13 protein-coding genes and 1 tRNA gene are annotated in these 20,568 nt (G+C 49.2%); 6 read left to right on the top strand and 8 right to left on the bottom strand.

What is annotated here, in order from left to right; translation table 11 throughout:
* From HKN79_06405 to clpX, 6 genes are all read left to right on the top strand, one after another.
* Positions 1–1,078 (top strand): T9SS type A sorting domain-containing protein (locus tag HKN79_06405; protein NNC83190.1); only part of this gene is annotated, 1,078 nt, incomplete at its 5' end.
* A 149-nt stretch (positions 1,079–1,227) separates the two neighbouring features.
* A complete protein-coding gene (locus HKN79_06400) occupies positions 1,228–10,485 on the top strand; it encodes a choice-of-anchor B family protein (GenBank protein NNC83189.1) in 9,258 nt (3,085 codons plus the stop codon).
* 76 nt (positions 10,486–10,561) lie between these two features.
* A tRNA-Leu gene (locus tag HKN79_06395) sits at positions 10,562–10,643 on the top strand.
* 60 nt (positions 10,644–10,703) lie between these two features.
* Positions 10,704–12,059: a trigger factor gene (gene tig, locus HKN79_06390; GenBank protein NNC83188.1), complete on the top strand. Its 1,356-nt coding sequence runs from the start codon at positions 10,704–10,706 to the stop codon at positions 12,057–12,059.
* Positions 12,060–12,117: 58 nt separating this feature from the next.
* On the top strand, positions 12,118–12,786 hold the full coding sequence (gene clpP, locus HKN79_06385; protein ID NNC83187.1) for an ATP-dependent Clp endopeptidase proteolytic subunit ClpP: 669 nt from the start codon (positions 12,118–12,120) through the stop codon (positions 12,784–12,786).
* A gap of 33 nt (positions 12,787–12,819) precedes the next feature.
* Complete coding sequence (gene clpX, locus HKN79_06380; protein ID NNC83186.1) at positions 12,820–14,055, top strand: ATP-dependent Clp protease ATP-binding subunit ClpX; 1,236 nt, start codon at positions 12,820–12,822, stop codon at positions 14,053–14,055.
* Here the strand turns inward: clpX and HKN79_06375 are convergent, their stop codons facing one another.
* The 8 genes from HKN79_06375 to purL form a co-directional block, all read right to left on the bottom strand.
* The gene (locus HKN79_06375) at positions 14,056–14,487 is read right to left on the bottom strand and encodes a DUF2147 domain-containing protein (GenBank protein NNC83185.1); all 432 of its coding nucleotides are present in this window, start codon (positions 14,485–14,487) and stop codon (positions 14,056–14,058) included.
* Positions 14,488–14,633: 146 nt separating this feature from the next.
* The gene (locus tag HKN79_06370) at positions 14,634–15,068 is read right to left on the bottom strand and encodes a DUF2147 domain-containing protein (protein NNC83184.1); all 435 of its coding nucleotides are present in this window, start codon (positions 15,066–15,068) and stop codon (positions 14,634–14,636) included.
* A complete protein-coding gene (locus HKN79_06365; GenBank protein NNC83183.1) occupies positions 15,065–15,517 on the bottom strand; it encodes a heme-binding domain-containing protein in 453 nt (150 codons plus the stop codon). The genes HKN79_06370 and HKN79_06365 overlap by 4 nt, the downstream gene beginning before the upstream one ends.
* A gap of 32 nt (positions 15,518–15,549) precedes the next feature.
* Positions 15,550–16,239, bottom strand: a complete 690-nt coding sequence (locus HKN79_06360; protein ID NNC83182.1) for an SDR family oxidoreductase — start codon at positions 16,237–16,239, stop codon at positions 15,550–15,552.
* A 6-nt stretch (positions 16,240–16,245) separates the two neighbouring features.
* Positions 16,246–16,731 carry an SRPBCC family protein gene (locus HKN79_06355; protein ID NNC83181.1) on the bottom strand — a complete coding sequence of 162 codons (486 nt, stop codon included), beginning with the start codon at positions 16,729–16,731 and terminating at the stop codon, positions 16,246–16,248.
* A 61-nt stretch (positions 16,732–16,792) separates the two neighbouring features.
* Positions 16,793–17,686: a hypothetical protein gene (locus HKN79_06350; protein ID NNC83180.1), complete on the bottom strand. Its 894-nt coding sequence runs from the start codon at positions 17,684–17,686 to the stop codon at positions 16,793–16,795.
* Positions 17,683–18,276, bottom strand: coding sequence for a hypothetical protein (locus HKN79_06345; GenBank protein NNC83179.1), 594 nt, complete (start codon positions 18,274–18,276; stop codon positions 17,683–17,685). The genes HKN79_06350 and HKN79_06345 overlap by 4 nt, the downstream gene beginning before the upstream one ends.
* A complete protein-coding gene (gene purL / locus HKN79_06340) occupies positions 18,273–20,510 on the bottom strand; it encodes a phosphoribosylformylglycinamidine synthase subunit PurL (GenBank protein NNC83178.1) in 2,238 nt (745 codons plus the stop codon). The genes HKN79_06345 and purL overlap by 4 nt, the downstream gene beginning before the upstream one ends.
* Positions 20,511–20,568 lie beyond the last annotated feature (58 nt).

Genomic DNA, 20,568 nt, shown 5'->3' with positions numbered 1-20,568 from the left:
GATTAGAATAGATCAGACAGGATTTGCACCACAATTTTTCCACTTCGAGGATATCCCTCAGCTAGAGCTGAACACGACCTACAAGGTCAGGGCCAAACATATGTTGAGATTCACCGCAAACGGATCGATTGGAGAGTATTGGAGCGACTACGGACCATATTGTACCATCGGAATCGCAGGTCCTGAGATAACACAACTTCTACCTCAATACTGCAACAGTGTCGAACCCTATGGCTTTGATGATTACATACAAGCTTATGCGGTGACCTTTGCTGATCAGTATCGATTCACTCTAGATGATGGGGTCAGCTCTATTCAAGCAACGAGTACTTCGTATACCCTGTTTTTAGATAATGTCCCCGGCCTAGAATTCAACAGTACCTATTCGGTCACTGTGCAGAGCAGGGTCAATGGTCTCTGGTCCGACCCTGGACCGGCCTGCGATGTGAATATGGTCACAACCGTTCCACCAACAGCTTTACAAGCTGCATACTGCAATGGGAATTATGACTACCCCTCTGCACAATACATCTTCGCTGATTACATAGGCGGGGCAGACAAATACGAGTGGGGATTCACACCGGTGGGAGGAGGGCCTGCGCAGTATCAGTTGACCAACGGCTATTCACTCGCATTCCACTGGGCCAGCAGTCTGAATCTACAGGCAGGAACATCCTATAGTGTCGCCATCCGCGCGCGATTGGCAGGGCAATGGGGGAGCTATGGAGCTGAATGCCCGATTAATTTGAATTCTCCATCTATGGAGTCATCCGATGGCTTTGCGGCAAAGGTGGACTTGGATCGGCCGTCACCTCTCATCCTCTATCCGAATCCTAGTTCAGGTGAATTCAGAATACTGGCTGAGATCACTACGGAAGAAATTGGATCGGCCAGCGTGCTTGTAGTGGATGTGATGGGGAGAGAAGTGTATTCTGAGAATATTCCTGTGAAAGGGAGCACATTGAATAATGTGATACGACTGCCCGAAAGTATCCGGTCGGGAATGTATCGGATCCAAGTCTCATTGGCCGAAACCTTGCACGATACCGAGATACTCATTGACAGAACAATGCGCTAGCATAACACTGTGGAATACTTGCTATGCATTGCTCAGAAAAACAAAGCAATTTCTTTACAAAAGACACTCATTTACAGATATTTGCACACTTCGGACTGAAAGCCCACCGGTAGTCGATGGGCACATTGCGTTCTTTTAAAGCTTAACAGATGATCAGAATAGGTACCCTCCTACCCTCCTTGACTATTCTAACCCTACTATTCTTTACAACTTCAGCATTTGCACAGACATCGGTCTGGAGCAATGCGACCTCTGCCGACTTCCGCGCTCCCTTGAAAGAGCGGATAAGCATTCCTATGCAAAAGCGTACGGTCTCACTGGATGCGCAACAGTTCTTAGACCTAGCAGGTGAGGCTACCTATCGATTTGCCTCTGGGAAGCAGGTTCGTCCCATTATGATATTTCCTATGCCAGATGGTGAAGACCAGGCTTTTGAATTGATGCGTACCCAATTGAAGCATCCGGATCTTGCTGCCCGCTATCCAGAACTTCTCTCCTTTGTGGGAAGAGGAATCGATGATCCAACTGCCAGCATCCGCATCACCTACTCACCCTATCTAGGTTTTCACGGAATGATCCGTTCAGGTGAGCACAGCACGGTGTACATCGACCCGATGACCACTGATAAGGTCCATTATAGCAGCTATTACAGAAGCGACCTCCAGGTGCCGGAAATCGACTTCGAGTGCCTGACAGAAGGTGCAGATGCTTCGCAGAAGATCAATACTGTAGGTTCTCTCCCAGGCCCCTTGGGTGACTGTAATCTGAGAAGATATCGTTTGGCCCAATCATGTACCGGTGAATATTCCCAATATCATATCACTCAGGCCGGAGGAAGTACTGGAACGACAGCCGGAGATAAGGCAATCGTACAAGCTGCCATGGATGTGACCATGGCCCGTGTCAATGGTGTATATGAGGAGGACATGGGAATCACGATGCAGTTTGTAGCTAACAATGACCTGGTCATCTATTTGGATGCTGCAACTGATCCTTGGACCGGTGAATACAATACCACTACGGCTCAAACACTGGATGCGCAGATAGGTGTGAACAACTACGATATCGGTCACAACTTCAATACCTCAGGTGGTGGAAATGCGGGGTGTATCGACTGTGTGTGCGAAGCGATAAGCCAATCGGGCACTCATAAAGGACGAGGATATACGGGTAGAAGTGCTCCGATAGGCGACCCTTTCGATATCGATTATGTGGCGCATGAAATGGGGCACCAATTCGGTGGATACCATACCCAGAGTAACCAGAGTTGTCGATCCGGTGACGGCACTACCGAAGTAGAGCCTGGGTCGGCTAGTACCATCATGGGGTATGCAGGTATCTGCTCGGCCAACGTGCAGAATAATAGCGATGACTATTTCGCTTATGTGAATATCCGTGATATGGTGGGTTCCTTGTTCGATGCTAACAATTCATCAAGTTGTTTCGAATTGATCACTTCTGGAAACGCGGGACCAAGTTCGGATGCAGGTCTGGACTATACGATTCCTATCTCCACGCCCTTTGTATTGGAAGGAATAGGATCCGACCCGGACGATACAGGATTGACCTATTGCTGGGAACAGAACGATCCAGAGAATCCGGCTTCGAATTCAGCGCCTACACCTACGCGATTGGTCGGTCCCATGTTTCGCTCATTGAATCCAGTCAGCGTACCGGATAGATACATGCCGAATCTTACTGATCTGGTCAATAATGTGAGCCCTACCTGGGAAGTACTCCCAGCTGTGAGTCGGAATATGGAGTTCGCGTTTACGGTGAGGGACATGAATCCAAATTCTGGATGTACCTCGAGTGATCTTATGTCGGTGACTACTGAAGTGACTGCAGGTCCATTCCTTGTGCAGAGTCCCAATACCTCAGCCGTTTCATGGACGGCTTTCACTTCTGAAACGGTCACGTGGGATGTAGCGAATACCACTGCTGCTCCTGTGAGTTGTGCCAATGTGGATATATTCCTTTCTACAGATGGCGGGTTCACTTATCCGATCACTCTCGCGACAGGAGTGACCAATGATGGTTCGCATACCATCACAGTACCTAATACAGGAACCTCTACTGCTCGGGTAATGGTAAGAGGTGCAAATAATATCTTCTTCGACATATCAAATGAGAACTTCACAATAGTACCCGGTGCCGCAAATGACTTCACACTATCGGTCACAAGTGATGTGGCCAATAGTTGTAAACCTGCAGATACCACCTATGACATTCAGGTGAATCAGATAGGGACATACACCGAGCCAGTGACCTTGTCCATCAGTGGACTTCCTGCAGGTGCGACCAGCAGTTTCTCCACCAATCCGGTCGCTACTCCGGGTACCAGTGTCCTGACCATATCCAACACAGGCGCGGTAACACCCGGTTCCTATTCTATGACATTGACGGGTACAGCTACTACTACTCCCAAGACAGTCGATCTTACGTTGATTGTAAGCGAGACGCCTAGCGGACCCGTGACTCTCTTGACTCCAGCCGATGGTGCTGTAGGAGTAGATGTACCTGCAGACTTCAGCTGGACCGCGCTGTCCGGTGATGGAGTGAACTATACCATTGATATTGCGCTGGACAATGGATTTACAACTATCGTTGATGGCCAAAGCGGCTTGACTTCGCCTAACTATACTTCAACAACGTTGAATTCGAATACGACCTATTATTGGAGAGTGACCGGAGCTAATGCCTGTGGAAGTGCGGGAGTCTCATCTACCTTTTCCTTTACTACGTCCAGCTGCGGTACTTTCCTGAGCTCGGATGTGCCTAAGACGATCTCAGCATCAGGAACTCCGACCGTTACATCGATATTGAATGTTCCGATAACAGGTGTGATTCAAGACGTGAATGTGGTCAATCTTTCTGGGACACATTCTTGGATATCGGATCTCGATGTCACGCTCACCAGCCCTACTGGAACCATAGTGCCATTGTTCAATGATATCTGTGGAAGCCAGGACGATTTCAACCTGCAATTCGATGATGAAGCGGCATCCGCAACGATACCTTGTCCTCCAACTACGGGTCAATTCTACCAACCCACAGGAAATCTATCTGACTTCAATGTTGAAGATCCGAACGGAAACTGGACCTTGACAATATTTGATGATACCAATGAGGACGGAGGAGAATTACTCTCATGGGGACTTGAGATATGCTACGGTCCTATACCGGCCTGCCCACAACCTACCGCCTTGGGTGTAAACAATATAACCGGCTCAGGTGCTGACCTTTTCTGGACAGAGAATGGATCGGCAACGACTTGGGATATTGAAATTGGGGCTGCCCCATTTACCCCTACGGGTACCCCTACGATTACAGGGGTGACCAATCCATACACATGGACAGGTGGTGTTCCGGTGACTGAGTATGAATTCTATGTCAGGGCCGATTGTGGGCCTAGTGATGGCCCCAGTCTATGGAGTGGACCATATGCATTCACTACTGTAAATGGACCTATACCTCCCATCAATGGTGTGAGCTGTGGTGCAGGAGAAACGTCTACTTACATTTTCACCGAAGAGTTCGACTCTGTAGGTGGGTGGACTGGGGATATCACTTCTTCTGATGTCAATGGGAATTGGGAGATACCCGGCAATGCCGCTTCAAATAATACAGGACCCAGTGCTGGTCATAGCGGAGGTGCAACGAGCTACACCAATTATGAGGCTTCGGGAAGTTCATCAGCAATCGCTGATCTTATTTCACCAGCTATATCTCTTACATCAGCTGTAAGTGACGTAGAGTTGTCCTTCTATTTCCATGCATACGGTGCTGCTATGGGCACTCTTGATGTAGGGATAGGCTCCAGTGCTTCGGGACCATTTACCAGTCTTTTCAAATGGGATGGACAGCTTCAAACATCCTCCGGAGCAGCTTGGCAACCCGTTGGTATCGACCTATCGGCCTATGCTGGACAGGTCATATATCTCAGATTTCAAAATGCAGGAACCGGTACAAGCTTCACAGGAGATATGTCCATCGACTTTGTTCGGGTCCAGATATGTGAGAGTATTAGTACTTGTGCCCAGCCGACAGCGCTAGGAAGTTCAAACGTCACGACTACGAGCGCAGATCTGGCATGGACGGCCAATGGCGGAGAATCAGAATGGTCGATAGAGTATGGAGCTTCTGGCTTCACTTTAGGTTCAGGAACGACCATCGCTTCGACCAATTCCAATCCATATCCATTGACTGGATTGAGTCCGAGTACCGATTATGATTTTTATGTCAAGGCCATTTGTGGTGTGGGTGATGAGAGTGTATGGTCTGGACCAGAATCCTTTACTACCCTCAACGCGACCAATACTCCGTGTGTGGGAGGATTTGCAGGTCCTTATCCCTGTGAAAACTTCGATCTACAAGGACATTTGAGCCTGGCTGATATGGGTGCGACAGGAGGAGTCGAGGGGAGCGATATATGGGGTTGGACAGACCCGCTGGATAGCAAGGAATACGCCATCATGTGCCTGACCAATGGAACAGTATTCATAGATGTCACTGATGCTTTGAATCCGAGATATCTGGGATCATTACCTACTCAAGCCGGAAGCAACTTCTGGAGAGACGCCAAAGTATATCAGAATCATGCCTACATCGTGGCGGATAATGTAGGTTCCCATGGTATGCAGGTCTTCGATCTCACTCAATTGAGAACGGTGACAACACCACAGACATTTACTGCAACAGCAGTGTATAATGGTGTAGGAAGTGCGCATAACATCGCAATCAATGAGGCTACCGGATTTGCCTATATAGTAGGAGACAATAGCTCCTATTCAGGAGGCCTCCACATGGTCAATATCCAAACACCTGCTTCACCTACTCTGGCTGGAGGTTTTGCAGCAGATGGCTATACACACGATGTACAGGTGGTCGTGTACACTGGTCCGGATGTCACCTATCAAGGAAAAGAGATCGCCTTCGCGAGTAATGAGGATTCATTCACCATCATCGATGTAGATGACAAGACCGATCCTACTCAGGTATCACGCACGACATATGCTGGAAGTGATTACGCTCACCAAGGCTGGTTGACCGAAGACCATCGGTATTTCTTGATGAATGACGAAGGAGATGAGACTTCGGCTCCGACCCATAACACAAGAACGTATATGTGGGATGTTCTCGACCTGGATGCGCCAGTTTTCATGGGATATTATGAGGCCTCTACGGCATCTATCGACCACAACCACTATGTGCGGGATGACACCTTGTTCCAGGCGAATTATACGGCTGGATTGCGTGCGCTTGAGCTAGCAGACATTTCATCGGCCACCTTGACAGAGGTGGGCTATATCGATGTGCATCCTTCGAATGATGTGGCCACCTTCAATGGGGCTTGGAGTAATTACCCCTATTTCCCATCTCGGAATATCATCATCAGCAGTATTGAAGAAGGTCTGTTCATTGTCCGATTCAATGCTCCTGATTGCTCGGTAGATGCCATTACGAATGGCGGAAATCAGACCGCTTGTGATCCGGGTACGAATACCTATTCCAACGATGTTACCGTCACCTATTCAAATCCACCCACTACCGGTACTCTGGATGTGAACGGACAGAGTTTTGCCATCACATCCAGTCCTCAGACGGTCACGCTGACAGGATTGACTGCAGACGGGAATTCAGTGGATGTCACCGCTTCATTCAGTGCGAGTCCAGCATGTACTCTCACTCAGACCGGAGTATTCACGGCACCTGCTGACTGCACTCCATGTTCTATCGACAACATAGCAGACGGAGGGAATCAGTCCGCCTGTGACCCTGGGACAAATACCTACTCGAATGATGTGACCATTACGTATACAGGTGCACCTTCAACAGGGACGTTGGATGTCAATGGACAGAGTTTTGCCATCACCACAAGCCCTCAGACAGTTACGCTTGTAGGACTGACTGCAGATGGGAATGCGGTGAATGTCACCGCCTCGTTCAGTGCAGAACCAACATGTACGGCCACTCAGACCAATCTGTTCACAGCACCAGCCGATTGTACACCATGTTCCATCGACAACATCACAGATGGAGGAAATCAGTCGGCATGTGATCCGGGCACAGATACCTATTCCAATGATGTCACAGTGACATATAGCGGTGCACCGTCTTCGGGTACACTCGATGTGAACGGACAGAGTTTTGCAATCACGTCCAGTCCACAGACGGTCACCTTAACTGGATTGACGGCTGATGGAAATGCGGTCAATGTCACCGCTTCATTCAGTGCAGAACCCTCATGTACATCTACGACCAATGGCGTATTCACAGCGCCTGCTTCCTGTGTATGTGACATTCAATCATTGGCTGATGGAGGACAGTCCGCGTGTAACACATCGGATAATACTTACACGAGCGATGTGGTTGTCACCTATGTGAATCCACCAGCTACTGGCACTTTAGATGTCAATGGTCAGAGTTTCGCTATCACCACATCTCCTCAGACGGTGACTTTGACAGGTCTGAATTCAGATGGGAATGCGGTCGATGTGACTGCTACATTCAGTGACGACACAGGATGTACATTGACTCAGAATGCCCTCTTCATAGCTCCTGCGCAATGCGTGGATCCAGCGTGCTTGCCGGACGTGACTCCTCCAGAATTGAACACATCCTGTTTCGAAGAGAACACTTCTACCTTCAGTTATCTGGGTGATAACTGGGATAATGGAGATGGTGATAGTCCTGGATTTGGTCCTTGGAACTTATTCACTTCCAACGGAAATCCGAGTCAAGCGGGACACTTCATGTTCACCAGTACAGACAATGGCGATGGTGATACCAATGGGGATAATGATATCGATATCGGAACATCTGCTTGGGGTCTATATGCGAATTCAGGACAGACATCCAATGCCATATTGCCGATGGTCGAACCAATGAGAGTCGGCTCGACATTATCTGTGGATATGGATAATGGATACATTGGTAATGGGGGCGTAGTTGGAGTAGGTCTACAGAATTCAACGGGCGAGAATCTCATAGAATTCTATTTCAGAGGAGGGGATAGTCAGTACAGGGTCAATAGAAATGGTGGAGAAACCCTCACTACTCTCTCATTCACAGATGAAGGAATGGAGGTCGATTTCTACATGACCAGTGCTACTACTATGGAAGTATCGGTACGACAGCTCGATGGGAGTGTGACGTGGTCCGGAACTGTGGACATCATCAATGCCACAAATGGTATGATCCCTTCTCAGGTCAGACTCTTTAACTTCAATGCAGGGACTGGTGCTATTCCTGGACAATTCAATGCCTATTATAATAGGATAGTTCTGTGCAATGAATGTCCTGCACCTATCAGCGTTGCTTGTGGGGACTATACCAATACACTCATCACCGGAGAACCGGTGGTCACGGATTTCTGCGACCCTTCTCCAACCTTGGCTTTCTCTGATGTGCTAGGTGTATGTTCTGCGGGAGAATTCGTGGTCACCAGGACCTTCGTAGGTACCGATATCAGTGGGAATTCAGCAGCATGTACACAGAATATTACGGTAACAGATAATACTGCTCCGACTGCAGTCTGTCAGGCCACTCTGATCGTCAATTTAGATGGGACAGGTAATGCCACCTTGACTCCAGCAGAAGTGGATAACGGTAGTACCGATGATTGTACCGAGATCACCCTAGGATTGGATAGGACCACCTTCGATTGTACAGATGTAGCCGCGAGTCCCATCACGGTCACACTTACGGTTACAGATCATTGTGGAAATACGGATCAATGCACCACTCTGGTGACGGTCGTTCCTTCACCAGCATGTACATCCTTGAGCAATGACGAATGTGTAAATGCCTTCGAGGTGATAACAAGTCTTCATGGTACTCCTGCTTGGGATACGCTGACAGTACAAGGAGCTACCCAATCACTTCCTGGATGTGTGGGAGATGCGGATGATGATACTTGGTTCAAGTTCACTGCTCAACATGCCAATGACTATATCGTGGCCCAATCAGCAGGAGGAAGTTTTGATGTTGTGATAGAGGTATTCGATGCATGTGGAGGTACCTCGCTAGGGTGCTATAACAACTATGGTAATGGAGCTATCGAACGAGTCATCCCTGGAGGACTGGTGTCAGGTACCGAGTACTATTTCCGAGTCTATGATGCGGCATCAGGTACACCTGCTGCACCTGAGGTGCGTGTGCAAGTGAAGACTTTTGCCTCGGCCGGAATACGAGACGCCTATTGCGGATACATGGACTATCAACTGGACAATGTGATCACACCCAAGCGTCAAGACCTTAATGAACTCTATCCATTCACCACCATAAAAGTGAAGGGATACAGTGTACGCTTGCGAGACCCCTTGGTGCCGGATACTTCCACACGTACACAATTCGGGGTTCCATCCTGGTATTTCACGTTGAATTCCTTTAGTAATGCACGCTTGAACACTAGCTATGAGGCAACTGCGCGTCACAGTTTGAGAATAGTGGCGAATGGGGATACAGCCATCTACTGGAGCAACTGGGGCCCTGAATGTACCATCGGCATCGGAGGAGTACCTCAGTCCCAGCTTAGAGCTGAATTCTGCAACAATGCGGTGGATTACAATTATGAACAGCTTATCCAGGCCGAGTATGTGCAGTATGCGGATAAATACCATTTCGTCTTCACCGATGGGCCCAATGTATTCACACGCACAAAGAACAGCTATGGAGTATTCCTATACGATGTGCCTGGTCTGCAATTGAATAAGGTGTACAGCGTTACTGTACAAGTGCGGGTCGATGGTCAATGGTCCACACCTGGACCGGCATGTAATATCTTCATGGCAGGTCAACCCGATCCTACCGAAGTGCAGAATCCGTATTGTAACGGAACCTATTCCATTAATACTCCTGAGTACATATTGGCAGAGTATATCTATGGGGCTACACAGTACGAGTGGCGTTTCACCCCTCTTGGTGCCGGGCCTGCTCAGACTGATATGACCAATGGTCTCTCACTCTACTTCCATACCACCGACCTAGAACTACAACCTGGTGAGATGTATGATGTGGCAGTCAGGGCCTATGCAGGCGGATTGTGGGGAGACTTTGCGAGTACCTGTCCGATCACCATGACCGGGCCACCAACTATCGAAGATGGGGAGGATGTGGTCCATAAGATCGTGGAAGCGAGCCTGCCGAGCATGCGATTGATGCCTAATCCGAGTGATGGGTCCCAGATTCGTGTGACTTTGGATATCGGCCAGGAAGTGATGGACGTGGTCAGCTTCCAAGTGATGGATATTACTGGTCAACGTGTGTATGTAGAATCGGCAACGCTCAAAGGCAAGATGCTGAATCAGGTTATCACATTTGAATCTGAACTCGTACCGGGAATCTACTTCCTCCAAGTAGAGGTGGATGGTATACTCCGGACCGGACGATTCATAGTCGAGTAAGCCATGTAAATATCCGTGCTTCTTGGCTGTGAAATAGATTGTAAGCTGTACATTTGCAGGCCCTAAAGAGGAGCTTGCGGGTGTGGTGAAATTGGTAGACACGCTTGACTTAGGATCAAGTGCCTAACAGCGTGGGGGTTCGAGTCCCTCCACCCGCACACAATGAACACAATGGATCGGGCCTCAGGGCCCGATTCTCATTTAATCCCCATAGACACATGAACATCGAAAAAGAAAAGATCGATGATCTGAATGCACTACTGAAGGTGACCGTCCAGAAAGAAGATTACATGGACAGCTACACCAAGACGCTCAAGACCTACAGCAAGCAACTCAACATCCCTGGATTCAGAACAGGAAAGGTGCCTGTAGGTGTGGTCAAGAAGCGATATGGCAAAGGACTACTGGCCGAAGAGCTGCAAAAGGTATTGGACGATTCCATCAGTGAATACATCAAATCCAATGAACTCAAGGTGCTCGGTCAACCGCTACCCGTCAAAGACGGTGAATCCGGAGATTGGGACGAGCCTGCTGAATTCCAGTTCACCTATGAGTTAGGCTTGGCACCTGAATTTCAGGTAAACCTATCCACCAAGTACAAGATCAACTACTATACGGTCAAGATCGATGATAAGATGGTCAATGAAGAGGTGGACCGCATCCGTAGACGTTATGGTAAGCTCTCTGACACCGACAAGGCCAGTGAGAAGGATATGCTCATGGGTGAATTCGTAGAGCTGCGTGATGATGGTCTGGAGAAAGAAGACGGAATCCGCCATAAATCCACCATCGGACTCGAGTATGTAGAGGATAAGAGGAGTAAGAAACGTCTGATCGGCTCCAAGGTCGGTGACAGCATCGAAGTCGATCCGCACAAGCTCTCCCATTCACATGATGACCTGGGACGCATGTTGGGTATCACACATGAAGAAGTACATGCTCTGCCCAAGAAATTGAAGTTCAACTTCGTGATCGAGGAGATCAAGCAATTGACCCCGGCCGAGATGGATGAAGAGTTCTTCAGCAAAGTTCTGCCCCCAGAGAAGGACCAGTCAGAGGAAGGATTGCGTGAGTACATCCGCGAAGGATTGGCACAGCATTTCGAGAATGACAGCGAGCTGATGTTCAAGCGCGATGTCAATCGCTATCTGGGTGATAAGCTCAAATTGACCTTGCCGGATGGTTTCCTCAAGAAATGGATCGAGATCTCCAGTGAAGGGAAGACCAGTCTGGAAGAAGTGGAGGCCGGCTATGAGGAATATTCCAATGGTATCAAATGGCAGCTCATCAAGAATCGCATCATTACCGAGAATGAGATCAAGGTCGAATTCGAAGAGGCGATGGAGCACGCCAAGAACCTACTCAGGAATAATTATATCCAATACGGTATGCCCGCACCTGATGATGAGGAACTGAGCAATTCTGCCATGCGATTCCTCCAGGATAGGGAGCAGGTAGAACAGATCTTCGATATGCTCTATGAGAAGAAGGTCCTCGACCGGGTCAAAGAGCAGGTCAAGCTCAATGAGAAGGAAGTCAGCTTTGATAAATTCAAGGACATTGCTTCCAAATAGCCCCTTGAAAAAGGATTATCTTGCGCTCTACATTCACTAAAAACAACACATACGCTCAATGAATGCTAAGGATTTCAGAAAGTATGCGATCGGCCATAGAGGCATCAGTAGTCTGGCTGTCGATCACTATATCGAATCATCCGTCACACCGGTGATCATAGAAGAGAGACAACTCAATATCCAAGCAATGGATGTCTTCTCACGCATGATGATGGACCGAATCATCTTCCTAGGTACGGCCATTTATGATGAAGTCGCCAATATCATCCAGGCCCAGCTGCTCTATCTGGAGTCTGTGGATCACGACAAGGATATCCAGATCTATCTGAATTCTCCAGGCGGAAGTGTCTATGCCGGACTCGGTATTTACGATACGATGCAGTATATCAAACCCGATGTGGCTACTATCTGCACAGGAATGGCCGCCTCCATGGGAGCTGTTCTTCTTTGCGCAGGCGCTAGCGGTAAGCGTACAGCCTTGAAGCATTCACGTGTGATGATCCACCAGCCACTCGGTGGGGCACAGGGACAGGCCTCGGATATCGAGATCACGGCCCGTGAGATCCTCAAGCTCAAGAAAGAACTATATGAGATCATCGCCCATCACTCCGGCAAGTCCTATGATGAGGTCTATGAGGATGGAGATCGGGATTACTGGATGACCAGCCAAGAGGCCAAGGAATATGGTATGATCGATGAGGTGCTTGTGAGCAACACTTCGGCCTGATCAGTCGTATAAAGACTATCAATTGAGAGGATTATGGGGAAGGAAGAAGAGATAAGCTGTTCATTCTGTGGGAGGAAGAGAAAAGATGTGAGCATCCTTATTGCCGGGATGACGGGTCATATCTGTGAGCATTGCGTGGGACAAGCGCAGGATATCATCCGGCAGAATGCAGATGCTTCTTCAATCGGTAAAGAGGTCGAAGAGGCCTACCGCCAATACAAACCCGAGGATATCAAGTCCTATCTAGATGAGTACGTCATCGGACAGGAGGATGCCAAGCGTACGATCTCGGTCGCGGTGTACAATCACTACAAGCGCCTACTCCAAGCTGATACCGAAGATGATGTGGATATTGAAAAATCCAATATCATGCTCATTGGAGAGACCGGTACGGGGAAGACCCTCATTGCCAAGACCATCGCGCGTCTTTTGAATGTGCCTTTCACCATTGCCGATGCGACTATCCTCACTGAGGCCGGTTATGTGGGTGAAGATGTGGAGTCCATCCTTTCCAAACTGCTTCAAGCAGCGGATTTCGATGTGGCCAAGGCCGAACGTGGAATCGTATTCATCGATGAGATCGATAAAATCGCACGCAAAGGAGATAATGCCAGTATCACACGTGATGTGAGTGGGGAAGGGGTGCAACAGGCACTCCTGAAATTGCTCGAAGGTTCTGAAGTGAATGTTCCTCCACATGGAGGCCGTAAGCACCCGGAGAAGCAGATGATCAAGGTCAATACCAAAAATATCCTGTTCATCGCTGGAGGTGCCTTTGCCGGAATAGACCGCTTGATCACGCGTAGGCTCAATGCCAGCGCCATGGGATTTAAATCCACAGGGAAGAGCGTGAAAGACGAGCCCAATGTATTGCAGTATGTCTCACCTCAGGACGTGCGCAAGTTCGGTCTGATTCCCGAATTGATCGGTCGTTTCCCATTGATCGGTACGCTGGAACCACTTGATTCCGATGCATTGAAACAGATCCTTACCGAGCCCAAGAATGCACTCGTCAAGCAGTATCTGAAGTTGTTCAAGATGGATGGAATCGAACTGAGTTTCGATGAGCCGGCATTGGACTTCATAGTGGAGAAAGCGGTGGAGTATCAACTAGGTGCCCGTGGGCTGCGGTCCATCTGTGAGGCCATCCTAAATGATGCTATGTTCGAGCTTCCATCGGATTCGGAGACCAAAGAGCTGAAGATCACGCTCGATTACGCAGAAAGTAATTTCTCCCGATCCAAGATCTCTAAGTTGAGGGTGGCTTGATCAGCCCTCATAAGGCAACCATTCCTGCGTCCGGTGGAAGAAGGCGAGATAGCCTCTAACGATCAATTTTCCGTTCTCCACCCACATCTTACATCGATAGGTCTTGCCGCTCTTTACATTGAGTATCGTCCCTTCTCCCCATATTCCATCATCTTCTTCCATCTCGGCTATGATCTCCATTCCCTTGATAGGCCGACCCTCCTTGTCACCGGGACATTCGTCACAGGTTGGATTTTGGTCCTTATGTGGTGGACGATAGAGGTCGATGATCCTCCCGTAGGCATTTCCATCTTTCTCGTATATCTCCACTACGGCCTTGGGTTTTCCTGTCTCCTCATCGATGGTCTTCCATTTTCCGAAAATGCTGTTCTGAGCGCTTAGCTCACCCAGACAGGTACTGATGATCAATAGGGTCAGAATACTGCGTATCATAGGACTCATTTTGGTCCTAGAACAGGAGGAAAAATGATACCAAAATCAGGGAAATAGAATTAAACCCTTGATAATCAAATATATACCGAGTAGGGGTACTCAACTATATCTTCCAAAATCGTGGTGTGTATTCCACAGATCCTGGCTTAGCCATCATAAGGCAACCACTCCTGGGTCCGGTAGAAGAAGGCTACATAGCCTCTGACTTTGAGTATGCCATCCTCCAGCCAGAGCTTGCAATCATAGGTCTTACCATGCTCAGCATCCAGTATGGTGCCGTCCTCCCAGGCATCATCATCAGGTTCCAGAGCCTTTATGATCTCCAGACCGATCACTTTCTTACCCGCATCCTCGCCTGAGCACTTCTTACAGATGGGGTCCTGCTCTTCATGGGGCTCTCTGAACAATTGGATGATCTTCCCATAGAGTTTCCCATCGCGTTCATAGATATCCACCACTGCTTTGGGTTCTTCCGTCTCTTCATCGATGGTCTTCCATTTCCTGAATACGGTCCCTTCCTGAGCGTATGAACCAAAGACCAAGAACAGTCCCAGTGCAAGCGTCACATAGTGTTTCATCATTCCTTTATTGATGCTTCGATACTTTGGAAGAATTGTGCCAGATCCTGGCGCTCCTCCTCATCCAGCCAAGCCTCCCTGTGTGCGATCATGTAAGGGAGCATGGGCATTTCCTTGTCGATCAATACCTCTTGACATTCCTTGAGAGCATGTAGACGGTCTGAGTTGTCCAATCGACTCCAGGTAGAGAAATTCACCTTCTCCCTCGCATGGTCGATGTGACCTCTTAACCACCATGATATCGGGGCGACATGACTGTACCATGGATATTCGGTCGTGTGGGAATGACAATCGTAACAGGCGGTCTGTATGAGAGACCGGGTCTCGGTAGGTGATTCATGGACCGCAAAAAAATCTTCGTTCTCCTCCACCGGAGGATTGCTGCGGTCGATGCCTTTGAATTGCATGAGGGCCAAAAGGATGATCAGGCCAAGGATTATCTTCTTCTTCATGAGAGAAACGTCTCAGCGGATGAAGATAGGGATCAGATTCTCAGGGTACCCATCCCACCATCTACCTGTATAGTCTGCCCAGTCATCCATGAGGAGCCTATTTCGAGCAGGAATCCGACCATCGAGGCGATATCTTCCGGTGTTCCAAGCCGCTTGAGTGGATGTCGTTCTGCATTGTTGGTCCTGCTCTTCTCATTACTTAGCAATTTGCTGGCCAGTGGAGTATCAGTTAGACTGGGCGCTACCACATTGACCCGGATGCGTGGTGCCATCTCAGCTGCTAGAGCCCGTGCAAAGCCCTCGATAGCGCCTTTGGCAGCGCTTACGCTGGTATGGAAAGGGAGGCCGGTCTGTACAGCTACTGTGCTGAACAATACAAGGGATGCTTGATCGGATTTCTTCAGTCTAGGAAGAAGTGCCTGTACACATCGCACCATAGCAAAGAAGTTGATCTCCATATCCTCTCTGAAGTCATCTGAGCGGAGATTGGTGAAGGGCCGTAGATTGATACTTCCCGGGCAGTAGACCAGCCCATCTATCTGTTCGGGAAATCCTGTGAGATCGAGATCTTCTTTGAACGCATCGAATGGCAGATGTAGGGCTCCATCGATGGACTCATCCATGGTGCGGGAGGCGATCCAAACGCTATTTCCTTTCTGGATCTGTTGTTGGGCTATGCTGCGGCCTATTCCATACGAGCCACCTATGAGAACGATGTTCATGCTGTATCAGATGTTTACGACCAATGGGCCAGGGGACTCCATGGTGCCAAAGAGTTCATTCAATTTACTGGTACGGTAGTCGAATATTTCCTTGAGCTTAGGTCGCACCAGGACAGGCTCCAGCCATCTTCCAAAAAATCCCACTGGGAGTTTATAATCCACGATATCTGTCATGTGGATACCCCCATCGATCTCTTCGAAGAAATGCTTGTGATGCCACAAGGCATAAGGGCCGAATCGCTGCTCATCCACGAACATGCGACCTTCCTCGACATGCTTGATCTCCGTGACCCAGGTCATGCCTATACCCAAGAGCGGACGTACGGTGTAGGTGATGATCTGACCAGGATACATCCGTTCTGAAAGGTCTGAGCGAATCTCGAAACCCATGTAGGGAGGTGTGATGGTCTTCAGGTTCTTAGGTGAGGAAAAGAAATCCCATGCCTGTTCCAAGGTGATGGGAAGGTCGATTTCACGTGTAAGTCGGTGCATTCATCTGAGATTTGACAACTAGATGACAAGCACAGTCTACAGATGGCTGCCAGAAGAAGGATCAGATAAGCGTATTCAGATGTGCTGCGAGGACCTCTGCGGCCGGAGGGTGCTCTCTGAACCAGAGTTCAGGTTCGATGATCTCCAGTTCTGATATCATCTGCTCACCGCTCTCATTCCACATGACATCCAATCGACCATAAACAGGCATGGGGTCACAGGCATTGAATACCGCTTCGGCCAGAGCAATCTCTTCTTCCTGTGCTTCATAGGGATGGACCGTCCCACCAAAATCATCCTGCACACGGAAATCCTCTCCTTTGGCCCTTTTAAGAATGGAATGGGTATACGTCCCACCCATGACCATATGACTGACCTCACCTCTTGCTTGTATGCTCGGATGGAATTCCTGGACCATCATATCCCGTTCCGCGATCAAGGCATTGTAATCTTCGATATGCTCTGCGAGATTATGTGGTCCGATGCGATAGGTGCCGAATCCTCCTCCTGAGATACATGGTTTGATGATGAATTCATTCCAAGGAATGGATTCTGCGATATCGGTCAAACTCCGGCTATCTCCCTGATCGATGAAGATGCTCGGTACGATAGGAAAGCCTTTCTCTTCCAAGTCTTGGAGATAGCTCTTATGGAAATTCCAATGAATGGTCTCCAGAGGATTGATGAATCGCACCTGATGTTCGACCCGCTCCATCCACTCCTTGAATTCGGAGATGCGAACGAAATAGTCCCAAGGTGTGCGGAACAGTGCGATGTCGGCTTTGGACCAATCGACTGAAGTATCGGCCCAATCCACCCGTTCGGTTTGAATATCATAGGAGGCAAGGGCTTTGGTGATCAACTCATCTTCCAGCAGTATCTGCTCTACATTCCAGTCTTTTTCAGGTGGATCTGTATAGCGCGATTCACTGATGAGGTAGATCAGTGCCTTCATATTACCGAACTATGATGTTGCTTGAAATAGTCATGCAACCAATCCAAGCGCTTTTCCACAGATAGCGCTTCGATATGATAGGCCGTTTCCTCGTCCTCTTGCTCGCTGAGTGCCGGTACTACATGCAGTAATTCCCCGGGTTGAAGGTCCCCTTCGGTCTGAAGGTAGTAGGCCAGGGGTTCCATGGCCAGGAATTCAACTGGGTCATCGATCGCTTGCTCTATGAATCCGGGTAGATCCACTTCCATATCCATGACATCTCCTGTCTCTCCGCTGAGGATCCACACCTGATCATCACGTAAGAAATACTGATCACCTAAGCAATCCTGCGCAAAAGGGATATCCGATTCCAGCAGATTGGGATAAATACGGCTGAGGCTGCGTTCTCCTTTCCAGAATCTCCCTAGGCTATGCCAATCATCCGTGTCGATACAGGAACGTATCTGCAGTCCACCATTATAAGCGATGATACCGTTGATCTCTTGGTAGAAATCCTGGAGATGATCCGGTAGGCGCTCGAGTAGTTCGGTATCTGGACCTTCTTCCATGCGGAAGATCACCCCTTTGAAATCCAGTGATCCTGTACTCACTTCAATCTGGATTCTATGGCCTGGTCATGGATCTCGATGGCTTCTCGGATATCGAAATAGGACTCACCATCGATGGTGATTGCTCCCGAGCTTACGGTCCCTAATTCTAAATAGTCCAAACCAAGGGCTGCTAATCGGGAACTGAGATCTTCTGCTTGAGAGTCATCTACGCTGACCACGACCCGACTCTGCGATTCTCCAAAAAGGAAAGCATCCTTGCGGATACGGGTATCTGTCGAGATGTTGAATCCGAGTTGACGGTGCTGTCCTTTCTCCACGAGACATTGGAACAAGCCCCCATCGGATACATCATGGGCCGAGTCGATGAGTGATTCTGCGATCAGGGATTTGATCCCCTCTTGCAAAGCGTATTCCTCTTCCAGATCGAAATGCGGAGGAGGAGAAAGGCGCACTCCGTGATAGGACGATAGATACTCTGAGGCATTGATATCGTTGCGAGAGCGGCCTATCAGGAAGATCCGGTCACCCGGTCTTTTGAAGTTAAGCGACATGGTCTTGGATTTGTCCATGACGATTCCCAGCATACCTATGGTAGGTGTAGGGAATACTGGAACTTCTCCTTCTTTGAGCACGGTGTGGTTGTAGAAACTCACATTCCCTCCGGTCACCGGGGTCTCGAATCTACGACAGGCCCTACCCATCCCTTTTATAGCCCCTACGAATTGCCAGTAGACCTCTGGGGTATAGGGGTTACCGAAGTTGAGGCAATTGGTGATGGCCGAAGGTTCTCCACCAGAGCACACGATGTTCCTGGCCGCCTCTGACACGGCAATGGCCGTCCCGACTTCTGGATCGGCATGCACGTAGCGGGCGTTGCAGTCCACAGTCAAGGCCAATGCTTTGTCAGTACCTCTCACATCTACGATGCCGGCATCTCGTGGATCGTTGGTATTCATGCTCTTGGTACCTACCATGCTGTCGTACTGATCGGTGACCCAGCGTTTGGAACCCAGATTGACATTGTCCAGCATGGCTTGGGCCACCGCTTTGAGGTCTGTGGGTTCTTCTATGGAGTCGATACTGAATTTCTTGCTTTCCGCATAGTACGCAGGTTCGCGATATTCCCGATCGTAGACTGGGGCTCCGCCTCCAAGCACGAGCTCGGAAGCAGGCACTTCTGCCACAGATTCACCATGCATGAAATAACGTAGTGTGTCTCCTTCTGTGACCGTACCTATCTGTACGGCATTGAGGTCCCATTTATCGAAGATGTCCTCCACGACTTGCTCCTTGCCTTTGTGCACCACCACGAGCATGCGCTCTTGGGATTCGGAGAGTAGGATCTCGTACGGTTTCATATCCGATTGTCGGGTCGGTACCTTATCGAGGTGGATCTCCATGCCGCAGCCTCCTTTCTCTGACATCTCAGAGGTAGAACAAGTGATCCCAGCTGCACCCATATCCTGCATGCCCACGATGGCATCGGTATCGGCCAGCTCCAATGTAGCCTCGAGGAGGAGTTTCTCTTGGAATGGGTCTCCCACTTGAACAGAGGGTAGGTCCTTGGCAGATTCCTCCGTGAGGTCGCCAGAGGCAAAAGTCGCCCCGTGGATTCCGTCCTTCCCTGTACTCGAACCGACTATGTAGACCGGGTTCCCTACTCCTTCGGAGATAGCGGATATAGTCTTGTTGACGTCCAGGATACCGGCCGACATGGCATTGACCAACGGATTCTGATCATATACCTCATCGAAGAATACCTCACCACCTACCACAGGCACTCCAAATGCATTTCCATAATCACCGATCCCCTTGACGACACCTTTCATGATCCATTGGGTGCGGTCTTTGTCGATATTCCCAAAACGCAGGCTGTTCAATTGGGCTACCGGTCGGGCTCCCATGGTGAATATGTCCCGATTTATACCCCCAACTCCTGTTGCCGCTCCTTGGTAGGGTTCGATGGCCGATGGGTGGTTGTGCGATTCTATCTTGAACACGCAGCCCAAACCTCCTCCTATGTCGACCAGACCGGCATTCTCCTCACCCGCCTCGACCAGCATATGTGGTCCGGTGCGTGGGAGGGTCTTGAGCCATTTGATGGAGTTCTTGTAGCTGCAATGCTCTGACCACATCACTGCGAATATGCTCAGCTCCGTAAAATTGGGTGTGCGTCCCAGTATCTCGATGATGCGATCGTACTCCTCTTGGATCAGACCGAGTTTCTCGGCTGTTCCGAAATCGACCTCTTGTTCTGTATGGGTGGCCTCCATGGCGTGTATTCAGAAATTTTGAGGTCCAAAGGTAAGGTATAGACAGACCGAGATGATG

This window comes from Flavobacteriales bacterium, assembly GCA_013001705.1.
Taxonomy (GTDB): domain Bacteria; phylum Bacteroidota; class Bacteroidia; order Flavobacteriales_D; family JABDKJ01; genus JABDLZ01.
This window is presented reverse-complemented; position numbering and strand designations above follow the sequence as displayed.

Coding starts and splice junctions, on each gene's coding strand:
- HKN79_06350 (NNC83180.1), bottom strand. CDS start 17,686: ATGAAGGCACTGATCTACCTCATCAGTGAATCGCGCTATACAGATCCA.
- HKN79_06355 (NNC83181.1), bottom strand. CDS start 16,731: ATGCACCGACTTACACGTGAAATCGACCTTCCCATCACCTTGGAACAG.
- clpP (NNC83187.1), top strand. CDS start 12,118: ATGAATGCTAAGGATTTCAGAAAGTATGCGATCGGCCATAGAGGCATC.
- clpX (NNC83186.1), top strand. CDS start 12,820: ATGGGGAAGGAAGAAGAGATAAGCTGTTCATTCTGTGGGAGGAAGAGA.
- HKN79_06365 (NNC83183.1), bottom strand. CDS start 15,517: ATGAAGAAGAAGATAATCCTTGGCCTGATCATCCTTTTGGCCCTCATG.
- purL (NNC83178.1), bottom strand. CDS start 20,510: ATGGAGGCCACCCATACAGAACAAGAGGTCGATTTCGGAACAGCCGAG.
- tig (NNC83188.1), top strand. CDS start 10,704: ATGAACATCGAAAAAGAAAAGATCGATGATCTGAATGCACTACTGAAG.
- HKN79_06360 (NNC83182.1), bottom strand. CDS start 16,239: ATGAACATCGTTCTCATAGGTGGCTCGTATGGAATAGGCCGCAGCATA.
- HKN79_06400 (NNC83189.1), top strand. CDS start 1,228: ATGATCAGAATAGGTACCCTCCTACCCTCCTTGACTATTCTAACCCTA.
- HKN79_06375 (NNC83185.1), bottom strand. CDS start 14,487: ATGATACGCAGTATTCTGACCCTATTGATCATCAGTACCTGTCTGGGT.
- HKN79_06370 (NNC83184.1), bottom strand. CDS start 15,068: ATGATGAAACACTATGTGACGCTTGCACTGGGACTGTTCTTGGTCTTT.